The sequence below is a fragment of the Streptomyces phyllanthi genome, from assembly GCF_009377205.1.
GTDB classification, from domain to species: Bacteria; Actinomycetota; Actinomycetes; order Streptomycetales; family Streptomycetaceae; genus Streptomyces; species Streptomyces phyllanthi.
Map to the genome: position 1 here is coordinate 1 of NZ_VJZE01000095.1, position 25301 is coordinate 25301.

22 protein-coding genes are annotated in these 25301 nt (G+C 71.9%); 11 read left to right on the forward strand and 11 right to left on the reverse strand.

All coding sequences use genetic code 11. The annotated features are described in order from the left end of the window. Positions 1–26: 26 nt before the first annotated feature. The 3 genes from FNH04_RS16210 to FNH04_RS16220 are packed head-to-tail and all read right to left on the reverse strand — an operon-like array spanning position 27 to position 2725. Entirely contained in the window at positions 27–545 is a 519-nt protein-coding gene (locus FNH04_RS16210; protein ID WP_152784808.1) for a nuclear transport factor 2 family protein, read from the reverse strand. A gap of 51 nt (positions 546–596) precedes the next feature. Continuing rightward, entirely contained in the window at positions 597–1472 is an 876-nt protein-coding gene (locus tag FNH04_RS16215; protein ID WP_322723157.1) for an SCO6745 family protein, read from the reverse strand. After that, positions 1469–2725, reverse strand: a complete 1257-nt coding sequence (locus FNH04_RS16220) for an acyl-CoA dehydrogenase family protein (RefSeq protein ID WP_152784810.1) — start codon at positions 2723–2725, stop codon at positions 1469–1471. The genes FNH04_RS16215 and FNH04_RS16220 overlap by 4 nt, the downstream gene beginning before the upstream one ends. A 535-nt stretch (positions 2726–3260) precedes the next feature. On the opposite strand from FNH04_RS16220, the gene FNH04_RS16225 reads away from it, so the two are divergent. The 6 genes from FNH04_RS16225 (at position 3261) to FNH04_RS16250 (ending at position 10220) form a co-directional block, all read left to right on the forward strand. After that, entirely contained in the window at positions 3261–4142 is an 882-nt protein-coding gene (locus FNH04_RS16225; RefSeq protein ID WP_322723158.1) for a LuxR C-terminal-related transcriptional regulator, read from the forward strand. Between the two features lie 191 nt (positions 4143–4333). Beyond that, the gene (locus FNH04_RS16230) at positions 4334–5314 is read left to right on the forward strand and encodes a ribokinase (protein ID WP_152784812.1); all 981 of its coding nucleotides are present in this window, start codon (positions 4334–4336) and stop codon (positions 5312–5314) included. 327 nt (positions 5315–5641) lie between these two features. Beyond that, a complete protein-coding gene (locus tag FNH04_RS16235; protein WP_152784814.1) occupies positions 5642–7687 on the forward strand; it encodes a SpoIIE family protein phosphatase in 2046 nt (681 codons plus the stop codon). 103 nt (positions 7688–7790) lie between these two features. After that, on the forward strand, positions 7791–8504 hold the full coding sequence (locus FNH04_RS16240; protein WP_152784816.1) for an HNH endonuclease family protein: 714 nt from the start codon (positions 7791–7793) through the stop codon (positions 8502–8504). Between the two features lie 223 nt (positions 8505–8727). Further along, positions 8728–9387 carry a hypothetical protein gene (locus tag FNH04_RS16245; protein ID WP_152784818.1) on the forward strand — a complete coding sequence of 220 codons (660 nt, stop codon included), beginning with the start codon at positions 8728–8730 and terminating at the stop codon, positions 9385–9387. A 92-nt stretch (positions 9388–9479) separates the two neighbouring features. After that, entirely contained in the window at positions 9480–10220 is a 741-nt protein-coding gene (locus FNH04_RS16250) for a DUF1775 domain-containing protein (protein WP_152784820.1), read from the forward strand. Positions 10221–10282: 62 nt separating this feature from the next. Here FNH04_RS16250 and FNH04_RS16255 read toward each other — a convergent pair whose 3' ends face one another. Further along, positions 10283–10480 carry a hypothetical protein gene (locus tag FNH04_RS16255; protein ID WP_152784822.1) on the reverse strand — a complete coding sequence of 66 codons (198 nt, stop codon included), beginning with the start codon at positions 10478–10480 and terminating at the stop codon, positions 10283–10285. Positions 10481–11028: 548 nt separating this feature from the next. Here FNH04_RS16255 and FNH04_RS16260 point away from each other — a divergent pair. From FNH04_RS16260 to FNH04_RS16280, 5 genes are all read left to right on the forward strand, one after another. Further along, positions 11029–11778: an SDR family oxidoreductase gene (locus FNH04_RS16260; protein WP_152784824.1), complete on the forward strand. Its 750-nt coding sequence runs from the start codon at positions 11029–11031 to the stop codon at positions 11776–11778. A gap of 169 nt (positions 11779–11947) precedes the next feature. Next, complete coding sequence (locus tag FNH04_RS16265; protein WP_322723159.1) at positions 11948–12661, forward strand: GntR family transcriptional regulator; 714 nt, start codon at positions 11948–11950, stop codon at positions 12659–12661. Positions 12662–12698: 37 nt separating this feature from the next. Continuing rightward, entirely contained in the window at positions 12699–13865 is a 1167-nt protein-coding gene (locus FNH04_RS16270; RefSeq protein WP_152784829.1) for an NAD(P)/FAD-dependent oxidoreductase, read from the forward strand. A gap of 141 nt (positions 13866–14006) precedes the next feature. Then, positions 14007–14645 (forward strand): DUF7019 family protein, encoded by a 639-nt coding sequence (locus FNH04_RS16275; RefSeq protein WP_322723160.1) that lies wholly within the window; start codon positions 14007–14009, stop codon positions 14643–14645. 15 nt (positions 14646–14660) lie between these two features. After that, positions 14661–15374, forward strand: coding sequence for a hypothetical protein (locus FNH04_RS16280; protein WP_152784831.1), 714 nt, complete (start codon positions 14661–14663; stop codon positions 15372–15374). A gap of 3 nt (positions 15375–15377) precedes the next feature. On the opposite strand, the gene FNH04_RS16285 is transcribed toward FNH04_RS16280, so the two are convergent. From FNH04_RS16285 to FNH04_RS16315, 7 genes are all read right to left on the reverse strand, one after another. Further along, entirely contained in the window at positions 15378–16634 is a 1257-nt protein-coding gene (locus tag FNH04_RS16285) for an FHA domain-containing serine/threonine-protein kinase (protein WP_322723161.1), read from the reverse strand. Next, positions 16631–20209 (reverse strand): protein kinase domain-containing protein, encoded by a 3579-nt coding sequence (locus FNH04_RS16290; protein WP_152784833.1) that lies wholly within the window; start codon positions 20207–20209, stop codon positions 16631–16633. The genes FNH04_RS16285 and FNH04_RS16290 overlap by 4 nt, the downstream gene beginning before the upstream one ends. A gap of 61 nt (positions 20210–20270) precedes the next feature. After that, complete coding sequence (locus tag FNH04_RS16295) at positions 20271–20780, reverse strand: O-acetyl-ADP-ribose deacetylase (protein ID WP_152784835.1); 510 nt, start codon at positions 20778–20780, stop codon at positions 20271–20273. Positions 20781–20846: 66 nt separating this feature from the next. Then, positions 20847–22298: an alkaline phosphatase family protein gene (locus FNH04_RS16300; protein WP_152784837.1), complete on the reverse strand. Its 1452-nt coding sequence runs from the start codon at positions 22296–22298 to the stop codon at positions 20847–20849. A 289-nt stretch (positions 22299–22587) separates the two neighbouring features. Continuing rightward, complete coding sequence (gene eboE / locus FNH04_RS16305; protein WP_152784839.1) at positions 22588–23745, reverse strand: metabolite traffic protein EboE; 1158 nt, start codon at positions 23743–23745, stop codon at positions 22588–22590. A 7-nt stretch (positions 23746–23752) separates the two neighbouring features. After that, the gene (locus FNH04_RS16310) at positions 23753–24619 is read right to left on the reverse strand and encodes a TatD family hydrolase (RefSeq protein WP_322723162.1); all 867 of its coding nucleotides are present in this window, start codon (positions 24617–24619) and stop codon (positions 23753–23755) included. Between the two features lie 2 nt (positions 24620–24621). Continuing rightward, positions 24622–25293: an EboA domain-containing protein gene (locus tag FNH04_RS16315; RefSeq protein WP_194236699.1), complete on the reverse strand. Its 672-nt coding sequence runs from the start codon at positions 25291–25293 to the stop codon at positions 24622–24624. Positions 25294–25301: the final 8 nt, after the last annotated feature.

The window sequence follows — 25301 nt, forward strand, 5'->3', positions numbered from 1 at the left end:
GTGCGGGGGAGGGCGGCGCGGGCCGGTCAGGCCCGGTCGGGGCTGTGGTTGAGGGACCGCAGGACGCGCTCCTCGACCCAGTCGACGGTCAGCTCGCGGCGGCTGAAGCGCCAGCGGCCGTCCGTACGGCAGTAGGAGTCGCGGTACCGGACGGACCGTACGAGCAGCCGCCCGGCCTCGCCGCCGGGGTAGATCTCGTGTGCCAGGCAGTACGTCTCGCCGGTGGCCCGGTCGCCGGACAGCCGGACGAGGTGGTTGCCCACGAAGTGCGTGGTGAGGACACAGGGTGCCAGGACCGCGAACGCCTTCGTCCAGCCATCGCGCCCGTCGAGGACCAGCGGCTTGCGGTAGGGCCGGTCCGTGTCCCGTACGACCAGCTGTCCGTCGTCGCTGAACAGCGAGGCGAACAGGTCCGGGAGCCGTCGGTCCACGGCGAGGGCGTACGCGTCGACGAGCTGGCGCAGGTCGAGCCGGTCCTGGACCGACTGCCGGCCGGCCGTGGGGCGCGTGTCGCCTCGGCCGGGCTTGGTCTCGGTGTAGGTCATGTGCTCGGCTCCCGAGGGGATGTCGTGTCGGCGACCGGGCCCGGAGGGGGCCTACGCGTCGAGGGTGGTCGCGGGTGTGGGAAGGGGCAGCCGGAGCGTGGTGACGATGCGCTCGGCGAGCGGCTGGAGCAGTTCGTACAGCCGGCGGGTGCCGTTCTCGCCGAGGGCCCGCCACGGCGTCGACGCCAGTCGGTCGGTGAGGTCCTCCACCGCCGTACGGGCCGCGCGGCCCTCGGCGGTGAGTGCTCCCGTGGAGTAGAGCAGCCCGCGCTCGCGCAGCCGCTGCTCGCCCTCGGCCCACTCCTGGTCGGTCCAGCCGCGGCGGGCCTGGATGTTCTCGCGTTCCTCGCCGCCCGCCGCGGTGATGGTCACCAGCGCCTCGACGCCGTCGAACTCGGCCCGGGTCAGGGCGGCGACATGCCCGTCCCCGCGGTACTCCCGCAGCGTGGTGGCCGCCTGCCAGAGGGCCAGGTGGGGTGCTGCGGGGAGGTCGAGGGCGGCATTGGCGGCGCCCAGCGGCCTGCCGGGGGGAGCGCACGCGGCGGCCGCCTGCGCGGCGAGGCCCGCCGCCTCGGTGAGGTCCTCTCCGGTGATCGCGTCGCCCAGCAGCTCGCGCAGGGCGGCGTCGACCCCGGCCAGCCGGGCGGCCAGTACCTCGTCCGGGGGCGCCGTGTCCCATACGTCCGGGACCACGCGGGCGACCATGCTCGGCTTGAAGTGGTGGAAGGTGGCCGTGACGACGGCGGCCCGCACGGGGCCCAGGGGTGCCGCGCGGCCGGCGAAGTAGCAGCGCCAGATACCGGTCAGCCCGATCTCGCGGAACGCCTCGTACACGTGGGGCGCGTAGTAGAGGACCACATGGCAGGGCTCCAGCACATCGTGCATGGCCCGGGGCCGGGACCGTTCGGCCGTGGCGAGCGCGCTCACCGTCCGGCTCCTTCCAGGAGCGCCTCGCCCGAGCCGCCGAGGGCGTCGGGAACGTCCGTGCCGGTCGCCCCCTCGGTGCCGTACGCGACCGGGAAGCGCAGCAGACCGGGGAGCCCGCGCTTGTCGATCTCCTTGGCGATCATCAGGCGCTGCACCTCGGAGGTGCCCATCCAGATGCGGTCGACACGGACATCGCGGTAGAGGCGCTCCACCGGGTTGTCCCGTACGTATCCGCGTCCGCCGAAGATCTGCACCGCGCGGTCGACCACGCGTCCGGCCGCCTCGGTGGCGGACAGCTTCGCCATGGCCACCTTGGCGCTCAGGGTCCTCATGTCGCCGCCCTGGTCGATCTCCCAGGCGAGGCGGTACACGAGCGTGCGGTTGAGCGCGATGTCGGTCGCGCTGTCGGCGAGCATCGCCTGGATCAGCTGGTGCTCGATGATGGGTCTGCCGCCCTGGACCCGCTCGCGCGCCCAGTCGGCGGCCAGGCCGAGGGCCCGTTCGGCTGCGCCGACCGCGTGCGCGGCGACCAGGACGCGTTCCTCGAAGAAGGTCGCCTGGACGAGGGCGAGGCCGCCTCCCACCTCCCCGAGCACGGCCTCCGGGCCGACCTCGACCTCGTCCAGGACGAAGTGCGGGTGCTCGTAGGCGAAGTTGTGGGTGTAGTGCGGGGTGGCGGTCATCCGGACGCCGGGTGTGTCCTTGTCGACGAGGAACATCGTCGGGGCTGCGTCGGGCTGGACGACCGCCAGCACGAGCAGATAGTCCGCCACGTCCCCCAGGGTGACGAACCATTTCTCGCCACTGATGCGGTATCCGTCGCCCGTCCGTCGCGCGACGGTCGCGATGCGCCGCGGGTCGGAGCCCGCGTCGGGCTCGGTGATCGCCCTGGCGCCGAAGCGTTCGCCCCGGTTCTCCGGGATCAGATAGCGTTCGCGCTGCTCGGGGGTGCAGGCGAGGAGCGCGGCCGCGGTGGGCCGCCACACAGCGGCCCACAGGCCGTTGGTCAGCGTTCCCAACTCCTCTTCCACCACGACCTGTTCGGACCAGCCGAACCCCGCACCTCCCCACTCCACGGGCGCGTTCATGGCCTGGAGTCCGCTGGCCAGCACCGTCTGCCGCAGGGCGTCGCGGCTCTGCGCGGACAGCCCGTTGCGGGCTTCGCACTCGTCCTCGTACTCCTTGATCTTCCTGGCGAGGTCGACAGCGCGTTCCTTGAGCTCCCCGAGGCGCGGGGAGAGCGAGAAGTCCATGGGGGCGGCGCCTCTCTGTGCATGATCGTTGCGCGTGCGCACGGCGGTGTCGGACACCGTGAGCCGGCAGGGGAAGGGGAGAGAGAAGGGCGGTTGTTCCCGGCGGGGGACGTCAGCGCGGGAGGGGACGGGCTCGGTGCCAGTCGGATCACGGGGCCCGGGCAGAGTTCCGACTGCCCCTCACCATGGCGGACCCCGGCGAGGGGCTGCTACCCCCATGTGAGGGTGAAGCGGCGATCCGTTCGCGGGTGCGCATATGACAGGTCCCGAGCCTGCACGACACCGAGATGACCGGTTATCGCTCTTGACTCGTCCAGCAGTCCCATCACTCTTCTATTACCCGCCCATTACCAAACCTTGATGCTCATCGAGAGCCCGACGGGCAACCGGTGAGCGAGACCGCCCCGCCCCGCCTCGGCGACCCGGCGCGCGGCGGCCGAGCGGCGATGTGCGCCGCCGATCATCGACATGTCCACCTGATCGCGGAACCTGGAGCGAAGAAGTGGGGCTTATCCGATTCGGTTCACCTGGGGCAGTGTCCGGAGGTGGTACGGCTAAGCCGGCCGCACAACCGACGGACGAGCCGGCGGCGGCTTCCGCCGCGGTTCTGGAACTTCGCAGGTCGAGTGGCCTGCCGATCGCCTTCACGGCCATGGTCGTGGACAGCGACCGGTTACGTCTCGGCACGTCGAGCGGAGGGAGAGGCGTCCCCGGGAACCAGGGGCTCATCGTGTCGCGGGGCAGCGGCCTGGGCGGCAAGGTGCTGGCGACCGGCCGGCCCGCGGCCGTGGGCGACTACCTGTCGGCCCGCTCGATCACCCACCACTACGACGGCCATGCCTCGGCGGAGGGGCTGTGCGCGGTGCTGGCCGTCCCCGTCATGGTGGGGCGTACGGTCCGGGGCGTGCTCTACGGAGCCACACGCGAGCGGATCACGCTGGGCGACCGGGCGCTGTCCACGGCCGTGGAGGTGGGGCGCGAGCTGGAGCAGGCCCTCGCGGTCCAGGAGCAGGTGGACGGGCTCGTCGCCGAGGCCAGAAGCGCGTTGGCCGTCCCCTCGCGCCGCGCCGACGTGGCATGGGACCCGGTACGGGAGGTCCATGCCGAACTGCGCACGCTGGCCGCCCGGTTGAACGACATCCACCTCAAGGAGCGCATCCACATGGTGTGTTCCGCTCTCGCCGCCGCCTACGAGCCCGAGGACCGGTCACGGAACCTTCCCGTGTGCCTGTCCCCGCGCGAAGTGGACGTGCTCGCCGGTGTCGCGGCCGGCCGGACCAACCCCGACATCGCCGACATGCTCGGGGTGGGTCTGGAGACCGTGAAGAGCTATCTGCGCTCGGTGATGCGCAAGCTCGGAACCCGGACCAGGCTGGAGGCGGTCACCGCCGCGCGCAGGGCCGGGCTGCTGCCCTGAACCGGCCGAACTGTGAGGCGTACACGCATGGTTGACCCCTCGCCGGGTGGACTGCGATCGTTGCGTCACAGCGAGTGCACAGGTCCGCGGGTCGGCCGGGCACACCGTCTGGGTCCCGATGAACAGCCACGAGGGCGGCTCCGTGAAGGAGCGTGCGGTTCACCGCGCCCTCCTCCTACCCGAGGACTCTGATGACAAGGCACGGTGTTCTCGTCGTCGGCGGAATCACCGTGGACGTGACGGCGTTCAGCAGCCGGCTGCCACGCCCCGGCGAGACGGTACTGGGCGACGACATCACCCTGTTCCTGGGAGGCAGGGGTGCCAACCAGGCGGTGGCCGCCGCCCGTGCCGGAGCGCCGACGTGGATGGCCGGCTGCGTCGGGCGGGACTCCTTCCGCAGAATCGCCCTCGACGGGCTGAGCAGGCACGGCGTGCTCACCACGGAGGTGCGCACGGTGCCCGGCCGTACGGGCGTGGCGCACATCCGGGTCGACGCGACCGGCGAGAACGACATCGTGTTCACTCCCCTGGCCAACACGGCTCTGACTCCCGCGATGGTCGACCGGAGCATCGCCGCGACTCGGGGCCGGGTGAGCGTGCTGCTGCTCCAGCTGGAGGTGCGTGCCGAGGTCACGTGCCATGCGGCGGCCGCGGGAGCGGCTGCCGGGCTCACCGTCGTCCTCGACCCCGCGCCCGCCCGGACGCTGCCGGACGAGGTCTGGCGCCATATCGGCGTCGTCACCCCCAACGCGAGCGAGGCGACCGCGCTGACCGGCATCGAGGTCGACGGCGTGGAGGCGGCGGCGACGGCGGGCCGGTGGTTCCTCGACCGGGGCGTACGGCACGCCCTGGTGACCCTGGGAGCCGCCGGGGCCGTGTCGGTCACCCCGGAACGGGCCCGGCACTTCGCCGCCTTCCGGGTCACCCCCGTCGACACCACGGCGGCGGGCGAGGCCTTCACCGGTGCGCTGGGCGCGGCTCTCGCCGCCGGGCTGGACCCCGACGCCGCCGTACGACACGGTATGGCGGCCGGCGCCCTGGCCACCACCCGGCCCGGCGCCAGCCCGTCGCTGCCGGAGGCGGCCGACATTCAGGCGCTGCTCGACGCCGCCCGCCCAGGGGGCAGGCCGTCGCCCTCGGTGACCGACCGGTCCCGTGAGCGGGTCGGGTGATGACCGGCGCTCGACCACGGGTTCGGACTCGGCCCGGAGCGCTCGGGGTCGAACCCCTGGAGCAGCAGGGCCACGCCCTCGACCGGCGGGAACACGGGCCGGAAGCCTCTGGTGCGCCTGCCGCAGGACACACGGTCACCATGCTCGGACGCCGCGCTCGGCCGTATATGGAGCCGCCCTGCTCCGAACCCCGCCACCGCCTCTCCGTCTTTACGTTCTTTACGTTTTCCGCGCGACGGTGTTGCCCTTCCGACCGGACTGTGACCTAATCGGACCAGAGGAACGGATCTTGGCGGTGCCCCAGCCGCGCCGGAAGGAGCGGCTCGCATGCACGGGTATGCGACCACGGACAGTGACGAGATCACGGCGGCGCCCGGTGGGTTGCTGGACGTCCTGAAGGTCGCGGCCGTGGTCCTGGACGCGCACGGACACATCGCGCTGTGGAGCCCCGAGATCGAGCAGCTGCTCGGGTACTCCCCGGAGGAGGCGCTCCGGCAGCGCGCCGACACCCTGCTGGTCTCGCCCGAGAACCTCGCGCGGGCCAGGGAGCTGTTCGCCCAGGTCCGGTCGGGATCGCGATGGGCGGGCGTCTTCCCGCTGCGGCACCGGGACGGCACGGAGCGCGCCGTGGAGTTCCGCACGATGCGCCTGCTCGACAGCGAGGGGCAGCCCCATCTGCTGGGGCTCGCCACGGACGCGACGACCGTACGGCTCGTGGAGCGGGATCTGGCCCTCTCCCACAGCCTCGTCAACCAGACCCCGGTCGGCATCGCCGTCTTCGACAACGATCTGCGCTGGGTGGGCGTCAACCCCGCACTCGAACGCATGAACGGCGTACCCGAGTCGGCCGTGCTGGGCCGCCGGGTGGGGGAAGTGCTCCCGGACCTGGACGTGCAGGCCATCGAGGCCCGTATGCGCCATGTCCTGGACACCGGCAGACCCCTGCTCGACCAGCAGACCATCGGCCGTACGGCGGCGGACGTCCAGGACCGGGCGTACTCGGAGTCGTACCACCGCATCGAGGACACGGACGGCCGGGTCCTCGGTCTCGCGATGTCCGTCCTGGACGTCACCGAGCGCCAGCAGGCCGCGACCGAGGTCGCGCAGGCGCGCCAGCGGCTGTCCGTGATCGCGGACGCCGGGGTACGGATCGGCACCACGCTGGACCTGCGGCAGACCGCGCGGGAGCTGGCCGACGTGGCAGTACCGCACGTGGCCGATCTGGCGGCCGTCGACGTCCTCGAGTCCGTCGTGGCCCACGGCACCATCACTCCCGTCACGGGTGACGCCCCCGTCGAGTTCAGGGCGCTGGCCGTCGCGGCCGGTTACCCCACCGACGCGATCCACGCCGCCGACCCCGTCGGCGAACTGGCCACTTACGGCTCCTCCCGGGTGATCACGCGGTGCGTCCGCAACGCCCAGCCGGTTCTGGTCGAGCGCGTGGACGGACGGATGATGCGGCGCATCGCCCGGGACGGGCGCGCGGCCCAGATCCTGCACAGGGCCGGAGTCCACTCCTATCTGGCGCTGCCGCTGATGGCCCGGGGCAAGGTGCTCGGCACCCTCACCCTGTACCGCACCGTCAACCCGCGCCCCTTCGACGAGCAGGACCGCGTGCTCGCCTCGGAGCTCGCCGCTCGGGCCGCGATCTGCATAGACAACGCCCGTCTGTACGGACGGGAACGCACCACGGCCCTGACCCTGCAGCGCAGCCTGCTCCCCTCGACCCCGGCACAGCAGGAGGGGCTGGACATCGCCGCCCGCTACCGCCCGGCCCTGAGCGAGGTCGGCGGCGACTGGTACGACGTGCTGCCGCTGGGACCGGGGCGCACCGGGCTCGTCGTGGGGGACGTGATGGGCAAGGGCGTCCAAGCCGCCGCGATCATGGGGCAGTTGAGCACCGCCACCCGTGCGCTGGCCCGCCTCGATCTGCCGCCCGCCGAGCTGCTGCGGCACCTCGACGACATCGCCGGCTCACTCGGTGACGCGATCGCCACGTGTGTCTACGCCGTGTTCGACCTGCGTCGCGGCACCTGCTCCCTGTCCAGCGCCGGGCATCTGCCGCCGGTCCTGACCAGGAGCGAGGGCACCGCGGAGCTCCTCGACATCCCCGGCGGCGTACCGCTCGGGGTCGGCGGCGTGGACTTCGGCACCGTGGAACTGGAGCTCTCTCCGGGATCACTGCTCGCCCTCTACACGGACGGGCTGGTCGAGAACCGGATCGAACCGATCGACGCCGGCCTCAGAACACTGACCCGGCTCCTGCAGAACCCTGGCCCTTGCCTGGAACAGACCAGCGACAACCTCCTCAGCGCACTGCGCCCCGAACCCGACGACGACGTCGCGCTTCTGCTGGTCCGCACCCGGATCTGAGCCCTGCCGACGGCGCGGGAACTTCACCCAGTTTTCTTTTGCTTGAGCACTTTGAGTGAATTTCAGTCTGCGCTCCGTAGGCAAAAGGGATATATATCCGTATATGGATAAACCACACATAGACCTGTCAGGCCGCCATGGTGTGGCCGTCGCCCTGGTCGCAGCGTTCCTCCCCCTCCCGCTCGCCCTGGCCGTGGCCGTGTTCTGGCCGGCCTCACCGGACTCGTCCGTGCCGCAATCCGCACCTCTCCACACCCAGCCGCAGATGGTGCCCGAGGCACCGCCCGCCGAAGTGGTCAGCAAGGAACTCGCCGCCCTCACCGTCGAGGCCCCGCACTCGCTGGAGGGCTACAGCAGGGACAAGTTCGAGCACTGGGCCATCGAGAACCACTGGCCCAAGACCCAACAGGTCGTCATGCGCCGCGACGCCAAGGCCGTCGGCCTGGGCACCCAGGCCCAGTCGGCCTCACACCAGTGGCACAGTCCCTACGACGACCGGATCCTCACCACGGCCTCACAGGTACACGTCGACCACGTCGTACCCCTGGCGAACGCCTGGCGCTCGGGAGCGGACAAGTGGAGCCCGGCCCTGCGCCACAAGTTCGCCAACGACCTGTCCAGCACACAGCTCGTCGCCGTCTCGGTGGTCGCCAACAGGACGAAGGGCGACCAGTCCCCCGACCAGTGGGTCCCGCCGAACACCGCCTACCACTGCGTGTACAGCAGGGCCTGGACCCATGTGAAGTTCATCTACGGGCTCTCGGTCACCGAGAAGGAGAAGGCCGCGCTGAGCTCCATGCTGGACACCTGCCCCTGATGCGCCCCGCATCCCGCAGGTCGCACAACTGACCTGTCCGCGGCGCCCGGAAGCACGGCGGGCGCCGCTGGGTCGATGGGCGCCGCTGGGTCGGCGGGCGGGACATACCCGTTCCGCCCGGGCGGAACGGCTCACGATCCGGCCGAAGTCGATCAGCGAGACTCCGGCCTTTTCCCCAACCCGCCTGCCAACCGCCCGGATGATGTTCCATGATGAGCGGGCCATGCACCGCCCCGTCCCGACATCCCGCGCTCCGCTGCCCGTCCTCCGGGCCGCGGTGTTCGCCGTCGTCGGCACGGTGTTGGGGATGTGCGCCCACCATCTGGCTGCCAGGGGTCCGGTGCCCTGGGGGCAGAGCGCGCTCGCCGCCGGAGCGCTGTTCGGTCTGGGTCTGGTCGGGACGCGGCGCCCGCGCTCCCTCACGACCGTGGTGGCCTGGACCACCGTGGCACAGGCCGGGCTGCACCTGTGGCTGACGCTGACCACGCGGCACACGGCCGTCACGGCCGTCACGGCCCCGCACGCTCACGGGGCGCCCGCCGGTGACGTACTCGCGAACGGGCAGCAGCCGCCGCACGATTCCGCGGCCATGACCCTGGCGCACGGCCTCGTCGCCGTACTGGTCGCCCTCCTGCTGCACGGCGCGGACACGGCCTGCTGGTCGCTGGCCCGCGGCGGTCTGTCGGCCGCACTCGACGCCACGCGACCGCGGCTGAGGGCCGTGTGCGTGTTGCTGGCCGGACAGTCGACGGTGCCGGTGAGGCCCGCAGTACGGGTCCCCGTACCCGAAGCGGCGGAGCGCCCGCCGCGCGGTGGCCCGGTGCTCGCGCACGCGGTGGTGCGGCGGGGCCCTCCGCCGACGGGGCCGGTTCTCGTCAACTGACCCTGCCGGGGCGCCGTTTCGGCCATCCCTCGACGTCCCTGTCGTGGCGCCGGACGCCCCTGGGCCTCCTCCCCGTGCCTGGAGACACCACCATGTCCCGCATCACCCTGCCCCGCGCCGCGCGGCGCCTGTCCGTCGCGGCGGCCGTCGCGGCAACCTCCGTCCTGCTCACCGCCGTTCCGGCCGCCGCCCATGTGGAGGTCGAGTCCGACAGCGCCCAGGCCCTCGCCCAGAACGCCGAACTCACCTTCGTGGCCGAGTCCGAGTCCGCCACGGCCGGGATCACCGAACTGCGGGTGGTCCTGCCGAAGGGCATCCTCCCGTCCGACGTGACGTACGGCGACGGCCCCGAGGGCTGGAAGTTCACCGCGACCAAGGACGGCTACACCGTCAAGGGACCAGCCCTGAAGGTCGGCGGGGACGCCGAGCACTCCGTCGTCGTCCGGCAGCTCCCCGACGCGAGGGAGCTGGTGTTCAAGACGCTGCAGACCTACGGAGACGGCAAGGTCGACCGCTGGATCGAACTGGGCGAGTCCGGCGGTGACGGCCACGGCCACGGCAACGAGGCCCCGGTCCTCGAACTCAGGGCCGCCGCTCCGGGCGCGAAGCCGGTCAGCCCCTCCCCCAGCGAGTCGGAGAGCGCCTCCGCGTCCCCGGAGCCGACAGCCAGGGAGACGACGGCCTCACCCTCCCCCCAGCCCGGCGCCGACACCACGAAGGACGACACCGGCGGACTGTCCGCGGCCGCCTGGACCGGTATCGCCGCGGCGGTACTCGTCGCCGTCGCGGCCGCGGTCGTCCTCGTACGGCGCCGGGGTGGCGCCGGGCAGTAAGCGGCCGAAGGGCCCCGGATCACCCTGGTGCGCCGGGGCCCTTCGGTGGGCACGCCACCTCGTCAGTGACGGGTGATGTGGAGACCCGCTCCCGCCGCAAGACCCTCGGGCGAGGCGACAGCCAGGACGTCGGCGCAGACGTCCGCGAGCGGCGTCTCGATGTGGAGACCACCGGAGCCGCCGGCCGCGAGGCCACCGGAGACGCTGTCCAGGTCGGCGGCGGATATCTCGGCTGTTTCCACCTGGGGGGTGAGGTTCATGACGCGCGGTTCCCTTCGACATGGGCATGAGCGTTTCAGGTAATTCCGAATGGCGGAGTTCACCGGACCCAATTACCGGCTTGCGGTTCTCGAATCCCGAATCCCGGTTCCTGGCAACTGGGAACCATTCCCGGCGACTTGCGCCATGCGCAGGATCAAAGCACGCCGAGGAAGGGACGGCCACCGGCGCGAGGCTCAGACGGGACCCATGGCGAAAGCCGGCTTCACCGGTGTGACCGCGCGATGACCGGGCTCACCGACTCCTTCACACGGCCTGCCGTTCCGCTGCACGTATGACGGTTGCCGCCGGTTTCCGAAGTGGCCCTTTCCGCCCTGAAACCGTGGGCCGGCGGCCAGGTCCTGACGTCTGTTCAGTTTCCCTGGGGCCTGCCGGTGAACGGTGTGCAGGTTTACCGGATATTCGGGCCGCGGACGCCCTTCCGGGCCATTCGGAACTGCGGCCGGGCCTGCCACCGCCGATGCTGGAGAACAAAGGGTGACGGCGCCGGAGGCAGAGGCTTCGGTGGAGCGGGGCTCAGGAGGTCATGATGGGACGTCTCAGCGAGCGGGTGGCGATGGTCACCGGTGGCGCCAGAGGGATCGGTGCCGCGGTGGCGCGCCTCCTGGCCGCCGAGGGCGCCGCCGTAGTGGTCGCCGACATCCTCGAGGACGAGGGCACGGACCTGGCGGCGGAGCTCGGTGGCCGAGCCCGCTACCTGAGCCTCGACGTCAGCAGCGAGGACGGCTGGCAGCTGGCGGTGGCGGAGGCGGAGCGGGAATCGGGTCCGGTCTCGGTGCTGGTGAACAACGCGGGTATCGCCGCGTGGGGCACGATGGAGGAAGAGAGCCTGGAGTCGTTCCGCCGGGTCATCGACGTCAACCTCCAGGGGCCGTGGCTGGGGATGCGCGCGGTGGCGCCCTCGCTGCGCCGGGCCGGCGGAGGTGTGATCGTGAACATCTCCTCGCTCGCCGGGCTGACCGGGTACGCCGGTGTCGGATCGTATGCGGCGAGCAAGTGGGGGCTGCGCGGGCTGACGAAGGCCGCCGCGCTCGAACTGGCTCCCGACGGGGTACGTGTCTGCTCCGTCCACCCCGGCGCGATCCGCACCCCGATGACGGCCGGCTTCGACGACTCGTTCGTCTCCGGTCAGCCGCTTCCGCGGTTCGGCGAGCCGGAGGAGGTCGCCCGCATGGTGCTCTTCATCGTCACCGACGCCACCTTCTCGACGGGCAGCGAGTTCGTCCTGGACGGCGGCGTCCTCGCCGGCCCGCCGACGGTCCTGAGTTCGTCCCGCTGACCGCGTCGACCGCGTCCCGGCTCTCGGCCGCTGCCATGTGCGGTCCACGTTCGGCAGGAGGACCGGCGCCGCCCGGCCTGACCCGCCGCCCGGCCTGACCCTCCGCCCGGAATGGATCCTCATAGGCAGGTCTATTGACCGGTCAATTCGCTGATTGTACGGTCCAATCGTGACCGTGCCTCTTTACGTACAGATCAGGCGAGAGATCGAAGCGAGGATCCGGGCCGGGGACCTGCCCCCCGGCGCGCGGCTGCCGACCGAGATGGACCTCGCCACCGAGTACGGCGTCAGTCGGGCCACGGCCCAACGGGTCCTCAACGACCTGGCCGAGGCGGGGCTGGCGATCCGTCGGCGGCGCCACGGAACGTTTGTCGCCGACGTGACGCGGCAGATCAATCTGCTCGGCTTCGTCACCCCCGCGGTGGCCGCGAAGGGCACTCCGGGCAGACACGAGGTCGTGTCCGCGCGGATCGTCAGGGCCGCCGACGCCATCCTGGCGCTGCCCGGCGCCGCACCCGACACGGCCGTGGTGGAGCTGGTCCGCCGCAAGCTGGACGTGCGCGAGGAGCCACAGTCCGTCGAGCGGCATGTCGTTCTCTTCGCAGTGGCTCCCGATCTGCTGAACGAGAACCTCGAAGACCTCGTGACTCTGCCGTATCTGCAGCGCAGAGGCGTACCGATCGACGCGATCCGGCTCTACCTCGACCCGGTGACCCTCGACGAGCACGACGCCGCACTGCTGGACAGCGAGATCGGAACGCCTGCGCTGATGAGGCGCAGGGAGTTGCGTGCCGACGACGGAACCACCATCGAGGTGGTCACGACCCTGGTCCGTCCGGGAACCGCCGAGTTCTTCCTGGAGCTTCCCGTCCCCGCCATGTGAGCAGCGCACTGCTGCCGGAAAGGAAGTGGGCAGAACAATGAAGATCATCATCGTCGGTGCCGGTGCGCTGGGCGTAAGCGTCGCCAGGCAGCTTGCTCTGGCGGGCGAGGACGTTCGCCTGCTGGATCAGCGGGGAGCCGGCACCGGTACGTCCTCGACCACCTTCGCCTGGATCAACTCGTACCGCAGGCTCGACCCGGACTACCACCGGCTGGGCCTCGCGGGGATGGAGGAGCACGGCAGGCTCGCCGAGCAGCTGGGTGGCGCGCGGTCCTACATCCCCAGCGGGGCGCTGCAGTGGGCGGACTCCTCAAGCGAGCAGTGGCTCGCCGGCAACGTGGAGCGGCTGCGGGCCCTCGGCTACCCGGCCCACTTCGTCACGCCTGACGAGGCGACGCGGATCGCGGGCGACCTGCGGATCCCCGCGGCCATCACGTCCATCGCGCACTTTCCCAGCGAGGGGTACGTGCTGCCCGACCTCTTCGTCGGGAACCTGCTGACGGACGCCGAGCGGCACGGAGCCACGTGCGCGATCGGCCGAGTCGTGGCCATCGCGGACAAGCGTGACGGGGTGTCCGTCACGCTGGCCGGAGGCGAAGTCCTCAAGGGCGATCGAGTGGTCCTGGCGGCAGGCCGTTGGTCGGAGCGTCTGGCCGCCCGGGCCGGGATCGACGTCCCGATGGTGACCGGGACCGGTCGAGGATCGCCGACCGTCGGTCTGCTCGGCTACGCCAGGTCCCCGGAACTCGACCTGCGCTGCGTGATCCACAGCCCCGGCCTCAACCTCCGGCCCTCGGCCGGCGGGCACACGGTCCTGCAGGCGCTCGACCTGAACGCGCACGTCGATCCGGACGACCCTCCGTCCCCGGACGGGGACATCGCACGCGTCCTCGCCCAGCGGTTCTCCGCACTGCTGCCCGACCCGGGCGAGCGACCGCGCATCGACCTCCGCATCGGTTTCCGATCACTGCCCGCGGACGGGCACACCATCGCCGGCTACACGTCCGGGCGGTCCCGCGTCTACTGCCTCGTCTCGCACAGCGGGATCACCCTGGCGCCGATTCTGGGACGCCTGGTCGCGACCGAGATCGCGACCGATCAGGAACAGGACCTCCTCCGCTCCTTCCGGCCCACACGATTCAACGGCACACGACGCCCGGACACGGAGGCGGCACAACACGCCACCAGGCTGGGTGAGCAGTAGCCGAAACAGCCCTCGACCCCGTTCCATCTTCCTGGTCGGGGTGGTGACCGGCCGTCAGACTGATGTTCACTCCGACGCGTCGGAGCCCGAAACGGGGGTAGCCTGCTCGCGCGAGCCGTCGCCCCGGGGGAGGGAGCGGGTGTGTCCGTCCGCTATTACCTGTACGTCAGTGACGCCAAGGTCGACATGATGCTGGCTCAGATCGACCCGGCGTACGCACGCAAGCGCGTCACCGAGTTCAGCATCGGCCTCACCGTGGCGGGCGCGAAGCGCACCGTCGAGGCCGTCGGCCCCGACCGCTTCACACGTCTGGAGCGCGTACTGCGTCACCTGGAGGACCACGCCGACCTCGGCACCGTGGACGAGCCGGGGCAGTACGTGCACGGGGTGCTGCCCATGCAGTGGAGCGTGATCGGCGACGGAGACACGGTCTACTTCGGCGGCCGCACCGAGCGGACGGTCGTCGGGCTGGGCGGGTCGGCGGGCCATGTGCTGGGCACCGTCGCGGGCGAGCCGCCGCCGCAGACCCGGCTGAGCGCCTCCGTGCCGCCCGTCCTGCTCGACCGGCTCGCCGCGCCGGCCCAGCAGGACGGCACCGGCGACCCCGACGCTCTGGCCACGGTCGTGCAGGCCAACGGAGTGCTGCGGGGTCCCGCGCAGACCGTGGAGTTCGTGGCCAAGCGGATGCTGTACGGGCCCTGCCCGTATCCGGAGTTGCAGCGCGGCGGTGACATGGCGGTGCTGCTCGGAAGCCCCCTCTACGTCGCGCTCGTGGACTGAACGGGGGTACACACCATGGGTAACAGCATGTCGGAGCTGATCCACTCGGCCTGCGACGCCATGACGAGACTGGCGTTGCACCCGCTGACATTGGACATCGACCGGTCTGGGACGCGGATCACGGCGGTGATGGAGCAGTACGCGCTCCAGAGGCGCAGCCGAGGCCCGTACTCACCGGACAACCTGCCGCCTGAGGCGGTGGAGATGATCGAACGGGTCGCGCTGCGCCTGATGATGCTGCCTGAGCGCCCGAACTTCACCGTCGAGGGCGGTGGACGGTGGCCCGCCCTCCTGATGACGCTTCCCGACAGCCGCGTCCAGGTGCGCTATGTGGTGCCGGAGGACGCCCCGCCCGTCTACCAGCCGGACCTGGGCAACGTGACGCTGAGCGGCGACACACGGATCATGCTCAAGTACCTGGCCGAGTCGCTGCGCCTGGCCGCCGGGAAGTTCCGGGGCGAGCCGCCCGTGACCCTCACGCTGAGCTATCCGGACGACCCGAGGTACGAGGAGCACACCGAGGGCGTCGACGCCGAGTTCCTCGACGTCATCCCCCCGGTCCTCGCCGCCTTCGAACTCGACCGCAGCGGCTGCTCCCGCAAGCAGCGGGCCGCACTCGACGACGCTCTGCGCACGCTGGCCTACGACGGCCAGCCCGTGGAACCGTTGGGCCGCACCGGCTTCACCACCCGGATCGGCTCGGCCCGCCTCCAGGACAGCGGCACCTGAGGCCTACCCCGCCTCCCGCAGCGCCACCGCCAGCTGCTCCGCCGAGCGGACCGCGATCCTCGGGGTGTCGACCAGCGCCTCGTCGACGATCCGCGCCAGCCGGGGCGGGACCGCCGGATCGCGGTCCCTGATCGGTACGACCGGCTCGCGCAGCACCGTCGCCACGGGATCCCGGTCCGGCGGGAAGTCGCGCGGTGTCGCTCCGGTCAGCAGCCAGTACAGGCAGGCCGCCGTCGCCCACACGTCCACCTCGGGGCCGGCGTACTTGAAGTCGATCAGCTGCGCACGGGCTGTGAACGGGAGCGTGCCGCCCATCGCTCCCGTCCTGGTGTACCCGGAGAGTCCGGCGAGCTCGAACGCCTTGGCCAGCCCGAAGTCCGCGAGCCTGACCGGCTGCCGCCCGTCGGCTCCCGGCGCGGCGAGCAGGATGTTGGCGGGCTTCACATCGCGGTGCACCAGGCCGCGGGCCGCGACGGCCGTGCCGTCCGCCCGCCGCATCGCGGGCAGCGGCGCCCGGTGGGCGTGGCCGAGCGCGGACAGCACCTGGTGCACGACCGGCAGCGCCTCGCCGGGCGGCACCCGGCCGTCGTGCCGGGCGGCCAGCCGTTCGAGGGTGCCGCCGGGGCAGTACTCGTAGGCGAAGAAGAACCGGTCGTGCCGGTCGCCGCTGTCACGGACCTGGACGATGTTCGGGTGGCGCAGGGCCCGGATGCCGTCGAGCTCCCGGCGGAAGGCGAAGCGTGCGCTCTCGTCGACCGTTCCCCTGACCAGGATCTGCTTCAGCGCGACGAGTTCACCGCTCTCCCGGTGCCGGGCCAGGTGGACGACGCTCTGGGAGCCCCGGCCGAGTTCGCGGAGGACGTCGTAACCGTCGTGGTCGTCGTCGCCGTCGTGGTCGTCGTCGCCGTCCTGGCGGTCGTGGTCGTCGTCCCGCCTGCGGGCCCGTTCCCCGGATGCCGTGATCCGCAGCCGTACGTCCCCGATGCGGATCTCGTCCCCGGGGGAGACCCGGTGCTCGGTGAGGCGGCCCAGCCGGCTGCCGTTGACGTGGGTGCCGTAGCTGCTGCCCAGGTCGCGCAGGAGGACGCGGGGCGGGTCGATGTCCAGGCGGCAGTGGCGTCGGGAGACACTGCGGTGCCGGCCGTCGATGCGGATGGCGCACTCGTCCGAGCGGCCCACCTCGCAGGTGGTCCGCTCGCGGTAGACGTACGACGTGTCCTCGCCGCCCGCGGTCACGAGGACGGTCACCTGCGCGGTCACCGGGCCTCCGCGGTGCCGTCGTCCGCCACCGTGAAGTCGTAGTCCCAGTCCAGCTCCCACAGGCGGATCGCGGGGCGCCCGTCGGTCGTCACGGCGTTGCGGCCGTCGGCGGTGAAGGCGACGCTCTGGATGCCCGCGGGGTGCGGTTCGAGCGTGTGCACGCAGGTTCCCGTGCGGACGTCCCACAGGCGCGGCACATCGTCCTCGATGTTGGTCGTGAGCACGTACCGGCCGTCGGGACTCAGGTCGAACACCCCGCTGAACACCGGCAGTTCGCACAGCGGGCGGCCGGTGTCGGTCTCCCAGACCTCGACCGTGCCCATCCCGCAGGTCGCGGCGATGCGGGCGTCCGCGCTCAGGGCCAGGGTCTCGTGGTAGTACGTCGGTCTGGCGCAGACCCGCCGCCGGGTCCGTACGTCCCACACCGACACCTCCCGTCCGGTGTTGACGAACAGGCGGCGGCCGTCCGCCGTGAACCTCAGGGCGACGGGGGTGTCTTCGACGGGGAAGCGGAGCAGCGGGGCTCCGGTCGCCGCCCGCCACAGCGTGCCCGTGCGGTCCTCGCCGCCGGCCGACGCGACGTACTTCCCGTCGTCGCTCAGCCGCACCTCCTGCACCCGTCCGTCGTGCCCCAGCATCGTTCGGACCCGGTGGGGTGCGCTGCCCTCCTGCCCCAGGCGCCACAGGCACAGCGCTCCGTCGTCGTCCCCGACCAGTGCCCGCTGCCCGGCGCTGTCGACGGAGACGCACGTGACCCGGCCCCGGTCCCCGTACAGTTCGCCCCGCCGGGTGCCGGACGCCAGGTCCCAGACGTGGGCGGTCCCCGCCCAGTCGGCGGTCACGGCGAGGCGTCCGCCGTCGGCGAGCAGGACCGTGTGGGGCTTGCCCGCCCGCTCGGGGAAGCGGTGCAGTGCCTGTCCCGTCTGCAGGTTCCACACCCGTACCAATCCGTCGATGCCTCCGGTGACCATCAGTTCTCCGTCGGGGCTCAACGCGAGGGTGACGCGCTGGGTGAAGGTGAAGGTGCCGCCGCGCATGTCGTAGCGGCGCCACAGGCCCAGCAGCCCGGTCCGTCCGGCCCTCGCCCGACGGCCCAACTCAGCCCACATCCGCCGCAGTTCGGGATGACGTTCGTAGCCCGGCACGGCTCGGGCCACCCGCACCTGTGCGGCGGCCTGAGCCGTTCTGCCCTGCTCGGCGAGTTCTTCCGCCCGCTCGACCAGGCGCCGCACCCGTGTCTCGGCATCGTCGAGGGCGGTCGCACGGCGTGGCCGGGCGTAGCTCCAGCCGGCACGAAAGCCGGGCTGCGGCAGGTGGTGGAACTGGACGCCGCAGTATTCCTCGCCCAGGACCGCGATCCGGCCGTCCCCGCTGAGCGCCATGCGCCGCAGCCGCACGTGCATCATTTCCTCGGGGAACTCGGCGTCCGCTTGCCGGGTGCTGATCGTGCTCAGGCACCGGCCCGAATCCGTCTCCCAGACCCTCAGCGGCCGGTGGACGCCTTCCTCGGGGACCGAGACGGCGATTCGGGCGTCCGCGCTCACCGCGACCATCAGGTGGGAGTCGAGCTCGCTGGGGACGGTGCGGTGGGTCCGGTCGGTCCGTGTCTCCCAGATGTGCATCTCGTGCAACAGGCTGTTCGCGAGCAGGGCGTAGGTGCCGTCCGGGTTCAGCGCCACCACGTTGATGCCGGTGAGGTGACCGTCCCTGGATCTCACCAGCTGGTGCCGGGGGCGGCCCTGGTCGACGTCCCAGACGACGACGCTCCCGCCGCTCGGAGCGGCGGTCACGACGAGACCGGCGTCCGCGGTGACCGCGGCGGCGTGGACGGCGGCGGGCTCGTAGCGGACCCCCGGATCCATCCGGCCGGTGAACGGGTTGCCCTTCTCGTACGGCGTGGGCGGATGGGTGAGGTCCCGCAGCAGCCGTCCGGTGCCCGTGTCCCACACCTGGAACCGCCCGTCGTCGCAGGCCACCACCGCGGTGCCCGAGTCGTTCAGCGCGAGCGCGGTGACGGCCGACGGAGGAGCGGTGAGGACGCGCAGCAGGTCGCGGCGGACCAGGTCCCAGACCTCGACGGGCTCCCCGCCGCGTGCGACCAGCGCGGTGGTGCCGTCCGCGGAGACGGCCGTGCCGGTGACGGGAGTCGCGGTGGGGGTGAGTTCGAACCGCAGGCGCTGCCGGGCGGGTGCCCACACCAGCACCCGCCCCTCGCTGTCCCCGGTGACCGCCACCTCCCCTTCCGCGTCCACGGCGACGGCGGTCACCGCAGCGTGGTGACCGGTCAGCCGGGCCGGTTCGGGCCGCCGGACCCGGCGCGCCAACTCGGCACGCGCGAAGCGGACTTCGGGGAGATCGGGAGCGGAGGCCAGCAGTTCGCGGGCGGTGTCGTCGGCGCCGCGCTCCGCGTGGACGAGCCCGAGCAGATGGTCCTCCTGCCAGCGCTCGCCCTCCAGACGGCGGGCCGTCTCCAGCTCCGCCACGACCTGCTCGTCGGAGAGCACGCCGTGCCGCCAGCGGTACACGGCCCAGTTGTAGACGGTGGACGGATGGTGGGGGTCGATGTCCATGGCCCGGCTCCACAGCTGCTCCGCCTCGTCCGCGCGGTCCAGGTCGAGCAGCGACAGCGCCTGGTTGGACAGACCGTCGGCGAGCAGCCGGGCGCCCTGCGGCGGCCTACGGGGATACGGCGTGCCCGCGACGTCCGCGTAGACCTCCGCCACCGCGGCGGCCACCTCGTCCAGTCGTTGCGGGCGCTTCGCCGGGTCGGCCTCGAAGCACCGCCACAGCAACTCCGTCAGCGCGGGCGGCATCGGGCACGCCTGCGGCAGCCGGCCCTCCAGGAAGGCGGCGAACAGCTCCGGCGCCAGCTGCCCGTGCCGCCAGCGCCTGTCGCCGGCGAACATCTCCAGCACACACAGGGCCCACGACCACACATCGGTCGCACGGGTGAGCCCGATCCGCGCGCCGACCGCCGCGTGCGCCTGCTCCGGGGAGCAGTACTCGGGCGTCAGCCCGCCGTAACTCGCCCCGGACGCCCCGAAGTCGAGCGCGCGGGCGATCCCGAAGTCGGTGACCTTGGCCGTCCAGCCGTCGTCGACGTCGACCATGACGTTGGCGGGTTTGACGTCCTGGTGGATCAGGCCCGCCTCGTGCGCGTGGTGAATGCCCCAGGCCGTCTGCACCGCCAGGTCCAGTAACCGGGCACAGGGGCCGTCACCGCCGCTGTCGCCGTCGGTGTACAGCCGTCCGTCCCGTACGAGGTCGGCCAGCGAGCCGCCGTCGACCCACTCGGCGAACACGCACGGATGGTCTTCCACACTGCGGACGTAGACGCAGTTGACGACGTTCGGATGGGGTCCGAGCCCGACCCAGGTCTCCGCCTCCCGCTCGAACCGGGCGCGCCGGTCGACGGTGTCCGTCCGCTCGGGTTTGGGCACCTTGACCGCGAGATCAACGTTCCAGTCGCGGTGCCGCACCCGGTACACAAGGCCCATCCCGCCGCTCTCGATGACGTCGAGCACCTCGTACAGGCCGAGAAGCAGTGCCCCCCGCTGCCAGTCCACCCGTTTCATGGGACCAACGTGACGTGAGGCGGGGCCTCCGCGCAATCAGTGGAACCGAACCGTGGTCCCCTCACCGCACCTGCCCGGCGAACGCCTCGTACGCCCGTTCGTCGAAGAGCACGAACCGGACCTCCTCGACCGCCGTCTCCGTGGCCCGCGCCGTCTCCACCGCGATCCTGGCTGCGTCCTCCAGCGGCCACCCGTAGACACCGGCGGAGACGGCGGGAAACGCGACCGTACGTGCGCCGAGCTCGTCGGCGACCCTCAGCGACTCCCGATAGCAGGAGGCCAGCAGCTCCGAACGGTCCTCGCTCGCGGAGTACACCGGCCCCACGGTGTGGATCACCCAGCGTGCGTCCAGGTCGCCCGCCGTCGTGGCGACCGCCTGGCCGGTGGGCAGGCCCTTGCCGTACCGGGAGGCGCGGAGGTCACGGCACGCGTCGAGGATCGCCGGGCCGCCCTTGCGGTGGATGGCGCCGTCGACACCCCCACCGCCGAGGAGGGAGGAGTTCGCCGCGTTGACGATGGCGTCCACGGACTGCTGGGTGATGTCGCCCTGGATGAGCGTGATCGCGGTCATGAGTGTCTCTATACCAGCACCTGACAGTCACCGCGCGGTGGTCGGCGCCGCGCCCGTGGGCGGGCGTCATTCGGGGCCTCCTCCCTCCGTATCGTCGGGGGTTCCTTCCTCCGGATCGTCGGGGACTCCTTCTTCCGGGTCCAGGCCCGCGAGGCCCAGCAGCAGGGACTTGACCTCCGTCGCGGCGTACGCCTGCCGCGCCGGGCCCGGTTCGGAGCACAGGAGGACGGGGGCGTCGTCGGGGCCGGTGGGCAGGCGGCCGTGGCTGCCGCGGACTCCGGAGGGGTTCAGCGGGACGGTGCTGATGCGGTAGCGGAGGCCCAGCTTCTTGCGGGCCACCTGGCCCACGGCACGCAGTTTCACCGCCGGGACGGTCTCGTCGTAGAGGAGTTCGGCGGGGTCGTAGCCGGGCTTGCGGTGGATCTCGACCTGGCGGGCGAAGTCGGGGGCGCGGGCGTCGTCGAGCCAGTAGTAGTACGTGAACCAGGCGTCGCGGTCGGCGACGGCGACCAGTTCGCCGGAGCGTTCGTGGTCGAGACCGTGCGCGGCCTTGCCCTCGCTGTCCAGTACCTTTTCCACGCCGTCGAGTTCACCGAGGATCTTCGCGACCGTCTCGGTGTCGGCCGGGTCCCGTACGTACACGTGGGCGATCTGGTGGTCGGCGACCGCGAAGGCGCGGGACGTCCACGGGTCGAGGTACTCCATGCCGTCCTGGGTGTACACCTCCAGAAGCCCGGCGCGGCGCAGGGCGCGGTTGATGTCGACGGGGCGGGAGACGGGCGTGATGCCGTACTCGCTGAGCGCCACCACGGTGGCGCCCTCCCGCAGGAAGTGCTCGATCAACGGGCCCAGGGCGTCGTCGAGTTGACGGGCGGCACGGGCGGTCGCGGGCGAGTCGGGGCCGGAGCGCTGGGGCTCGTAGTCCAGGTGCGGGATGTAGACCAGGGTGAGGTCGGGGCGGTGTTCGTCGAAGACCTGGCGGGCGGCGCCGAGGATCCACCGGGTGGCGGGCAGGCCCGCGTTCGGGCCCCAGTAGGTGAAGAGGGGGAACGGGCCGAGCCGGTCGGTGAGTTCGTCGTGCAGCGACGGCGGCCGGGTGTAGCAGTCGGGCTCCTTGCGGCCGTCGGAGTAGTAGACGGGCCTCGGGGTGACGGTCCAGTCCACGTCGGCGCCCATGGCGTACCACCAGCAGATGTTCGCGACCGTGTAACCGGGCTCGGCCCTGCGGGCGGTCTCCCAGATCTTCTCACCGCCGACGAGGGCGTTGTGCTGCCGCCACAGGAGCACTTCCCCGAGGTCGCGGAAGTACCAGCCGTTGGCCACGGCGCCGTGCCCGGACGGGCGTTCGCCGGTGAGGAAGGTGGACTGCACGGTGCAGGTCACGGCCGGGAGCACGGTGTCGAGGCGGGCCCGGAAGCCGCGTTCGCCGAGGGCGGCGACAGCGGGCATGTGCTGCAGCAGCTTCGGGGTGAGCCCCACGATGTCCAGGACGACGACCCGGTTGGCCGGTGCGGTCATCAAGACTCCTTGTGTGGAAAACCCGGTCTTCGGGGGCCGGGGGAACGAATCGGAACATCGACGGACGCGCAGCGTCCGGGTTGCGCCACGCCGTGTCGTGCCCGGCGGCGACGACCAGGCCGCCGGGTCTGCCGCCGGGCCGGAGGGAAGTCAGGTCTGTGGAGCTTGTGCGGGACCGGTGGCGGCACACCCTCCCTTCGCCGCCAACCCCGGGCGGCAGCGGGTGCTGCGCAGCAGAGAACCCGATCCGTGCGGGAAGGAAGCCCCGTCGTTCGCGGCGGGGAGGAGGTCAGGGGTGGTCCTCCTTCAGTCCGAGTCCGGTCAGCCGGTCCCGGGCCCAGGCCAGTTCGGCGGCGATGCCTCCGGCCAGGTCTGCGGGCGGCTCGGGGAGGACGGACCAGGTGTAGGTCTCGACCTCGATGTGGTCGCAGTCGGCCGACGGCCCGCCGAGCAGCCCGGCGAGGACCCGGCCGAGCTGGTCGGCGGTGGTACGGAGCGGGGGTTCGGGTTCGGTGTGCAGCGGGGCGTGGAAGTGGACGCGCCAGGGGCCGGTGGTCTGGGGCAGTCCACCGTCCAGGGCGTCCGACAGGTCGTCGACCCCGTGGACCGTGCCGACGATCGCCGTACGCGTCTGGTGCAGGAACCGGGGCTCGGCCAGCCGTCGCAGGGCCGCGCGGGCGGCGGGATCGGCGGGGTCGTGGGCCTCCACCGCGCAGGACGCCTGGAGTTTGACCACGGGGAGCCCGGCGTCCGCGAGCCGCCGCAGGGCCGTTGCGGGACGTTCGAACTGGACGGCGAGGTGGCAGGCGTCGAGGCAGATGCCCAGCCGGTCGGGGTCGAGACCGCCCAGCTCCCGCACCGCCTGGGCGGTGGTCTCCACGACGCAGCCGGGTTCCGGTTCGAAGCCCACCCGTATCCGGCGGCCGGTCCACGCCTCCAGCGCGGCGAGCCCGGTCGTCAGCCGGTGCAGGGCGCGGCGGGCGGTCTCGGCCCGCCAGTCGGGCCAGGGGGTCCGCCAGGCCAGGGGCAGCGTGGAGACGCTTCCGCGCTCGGCGTCGTCGGGGAGGAGGGCCGCGAGCACGCGGGCGCAGTCGAGGGTGTACTCCAGCCGTGCCTCGTCCGCCCAGTCGGGGAGGTACACGTCCTTCTTGACGACCTCGCGGTGGAATCCGGCGTACGGGAAGGCGTTGAGCGTGACCGTCTCCAGGCCGCGCGCCCTCAGTTCGGCCTTGAGTCGCTTCAACGAACCCGTGTCGGCGGCGAGTTCGGTGACGACGGGACGGGCCAGCCAGAGCCCGATGCCGAGCCGGTCGACGCCGAGGCGCTCACGCACGGGCTCGGCGTGGGAGGCGAGCTGGGAGACGACGCCCTTCAGGTCCTCCGCCTGGTGGACGTTGCTGCAGTAGCCGAGGTGGACGGTGGTCCCGTCCGCGTGCAGGAACCGCATGAGCCGCTCACGCTCCCCCTCGCCGGATGGAGTTGCCCTCGAAGGACGACGACTCGTCCGGCTCGGTCCCGTCGAGCGCGGGGGCGAGTTCCAGGCGGCCGCTCTGCCCGTAGAAGGCGACCGGGTTGTCCCACAGCACCCGCTCCACCGCGGCCTCGCCGAACCCGGCGGCGAGCATCGCGTCGCCGGTCCTGCGGGTCTTGAGCGGGTCGGAACGGCCCCAGTCGGCGGCGGAGTTGACGAGGACGCGCTCGGTGCCGTGCTCCTTGAGGATCTCGACCATCCGGTCCTCGCTCATCTTGGTCTTCGGGTAGATCGAGAACCCGGCCCAGCAACCGCTGTCGAGGACCATGCCGACGGTGAGCTCGTTGAGGTGGTCGAGGACGACGAGTTCGGGGGCGATGCCCGACTCGCGTACGACGTCCAGGGTGCGCCGTGTGCCGGCGGCCTTGTCGCGGTGCGGGGTGTGCACGAGGGCGGGCAGCTGGTGCTCGACGGCGAGCTGGAGCTGGCGGGCGAGCGCCTTGTCCTCCTCGGGGGTCATCGAGTCGTAGCCGATCTCCCCGACGGCGACGACCCGGTCCTTGGCGAGGTAGCGGTCGAGCTCGTCCAGCACCGGGGTGCAGCGGGGATCGTTGGCCTCCTTGGGGTTGAGCGCGATCGTGCAGAAGTGCTGGATGCCGAACTGTGCGGCCCGGTACGGCTCCCAGCCCAGCAGCGAGTCGAAGTAGTCGTAGAAGCTCTCGGGCGAGGTACGGGGCTGGCCCAGCCAGAAGGCGGGCTCGACGACGGCACGCACTCCGGCCGCGTACATCGCCTCGTAGTCGTCGGTCGTCCGGGATGTCATGTGGATATGGGGGTCGAAGATGCGCACGGTCAGGCCTTTTCCTTCCGTTGCTGCTCTGTGCGGGCCGGTTCCTCTCGGAGCGCGGCGAACTCCTCTCCCAGCTCGGCGAGTTCGTCGCCGATGACGTCCGGGAAGGCGCGTACCAGGGGCGGGACGTCCGGTGGTACGTCCCGTCCGGCGACGATCCGCTCGTGCGCGAAGTCGGCGAGCATACGGGCCAGTTCGTGGTCCGCACGCGTGTCGAGCCCGGCGACGCGGTCGAGCGGGATCTCGTGGAAGACGCACTTCAGGACGGCTTGGCGGTACTCGGCGTCGGGGAGGTGTACGGCGGCGTACGGCCCGAGGGCCGCCTCGATCAGGGTGGTGTCGTTGCCGCGCAGGGCCTCACGGACGAGCGGGAGGGCGAGGTCACCGAGGTCGAGCAGCGGCAGCGAGCGCAGGACGGCTCGCTGTTCCGCCGGGTCGCCGTGCCGGTGCAGGCGGGCCACCTCGCCGATGAGCGCCCCGCCGTGGAGGGGCAGTGCGGTGAGCAGGACCGCGCGGGCCGCCTCGTCGACGGTCCAGTGCTCGTCGAGTCGGGCGTGCCCGCATCGCCTTCGTGCGGTGGGGAAGGCGCTTCGTATCGCGACGGGGTCGGCGGCGATGGCGGTGACGGCCTCGTCGAGCCAGGTGCGGGCGGGGGCGTCCAGTACGGCGTGCAGGGCGGGGC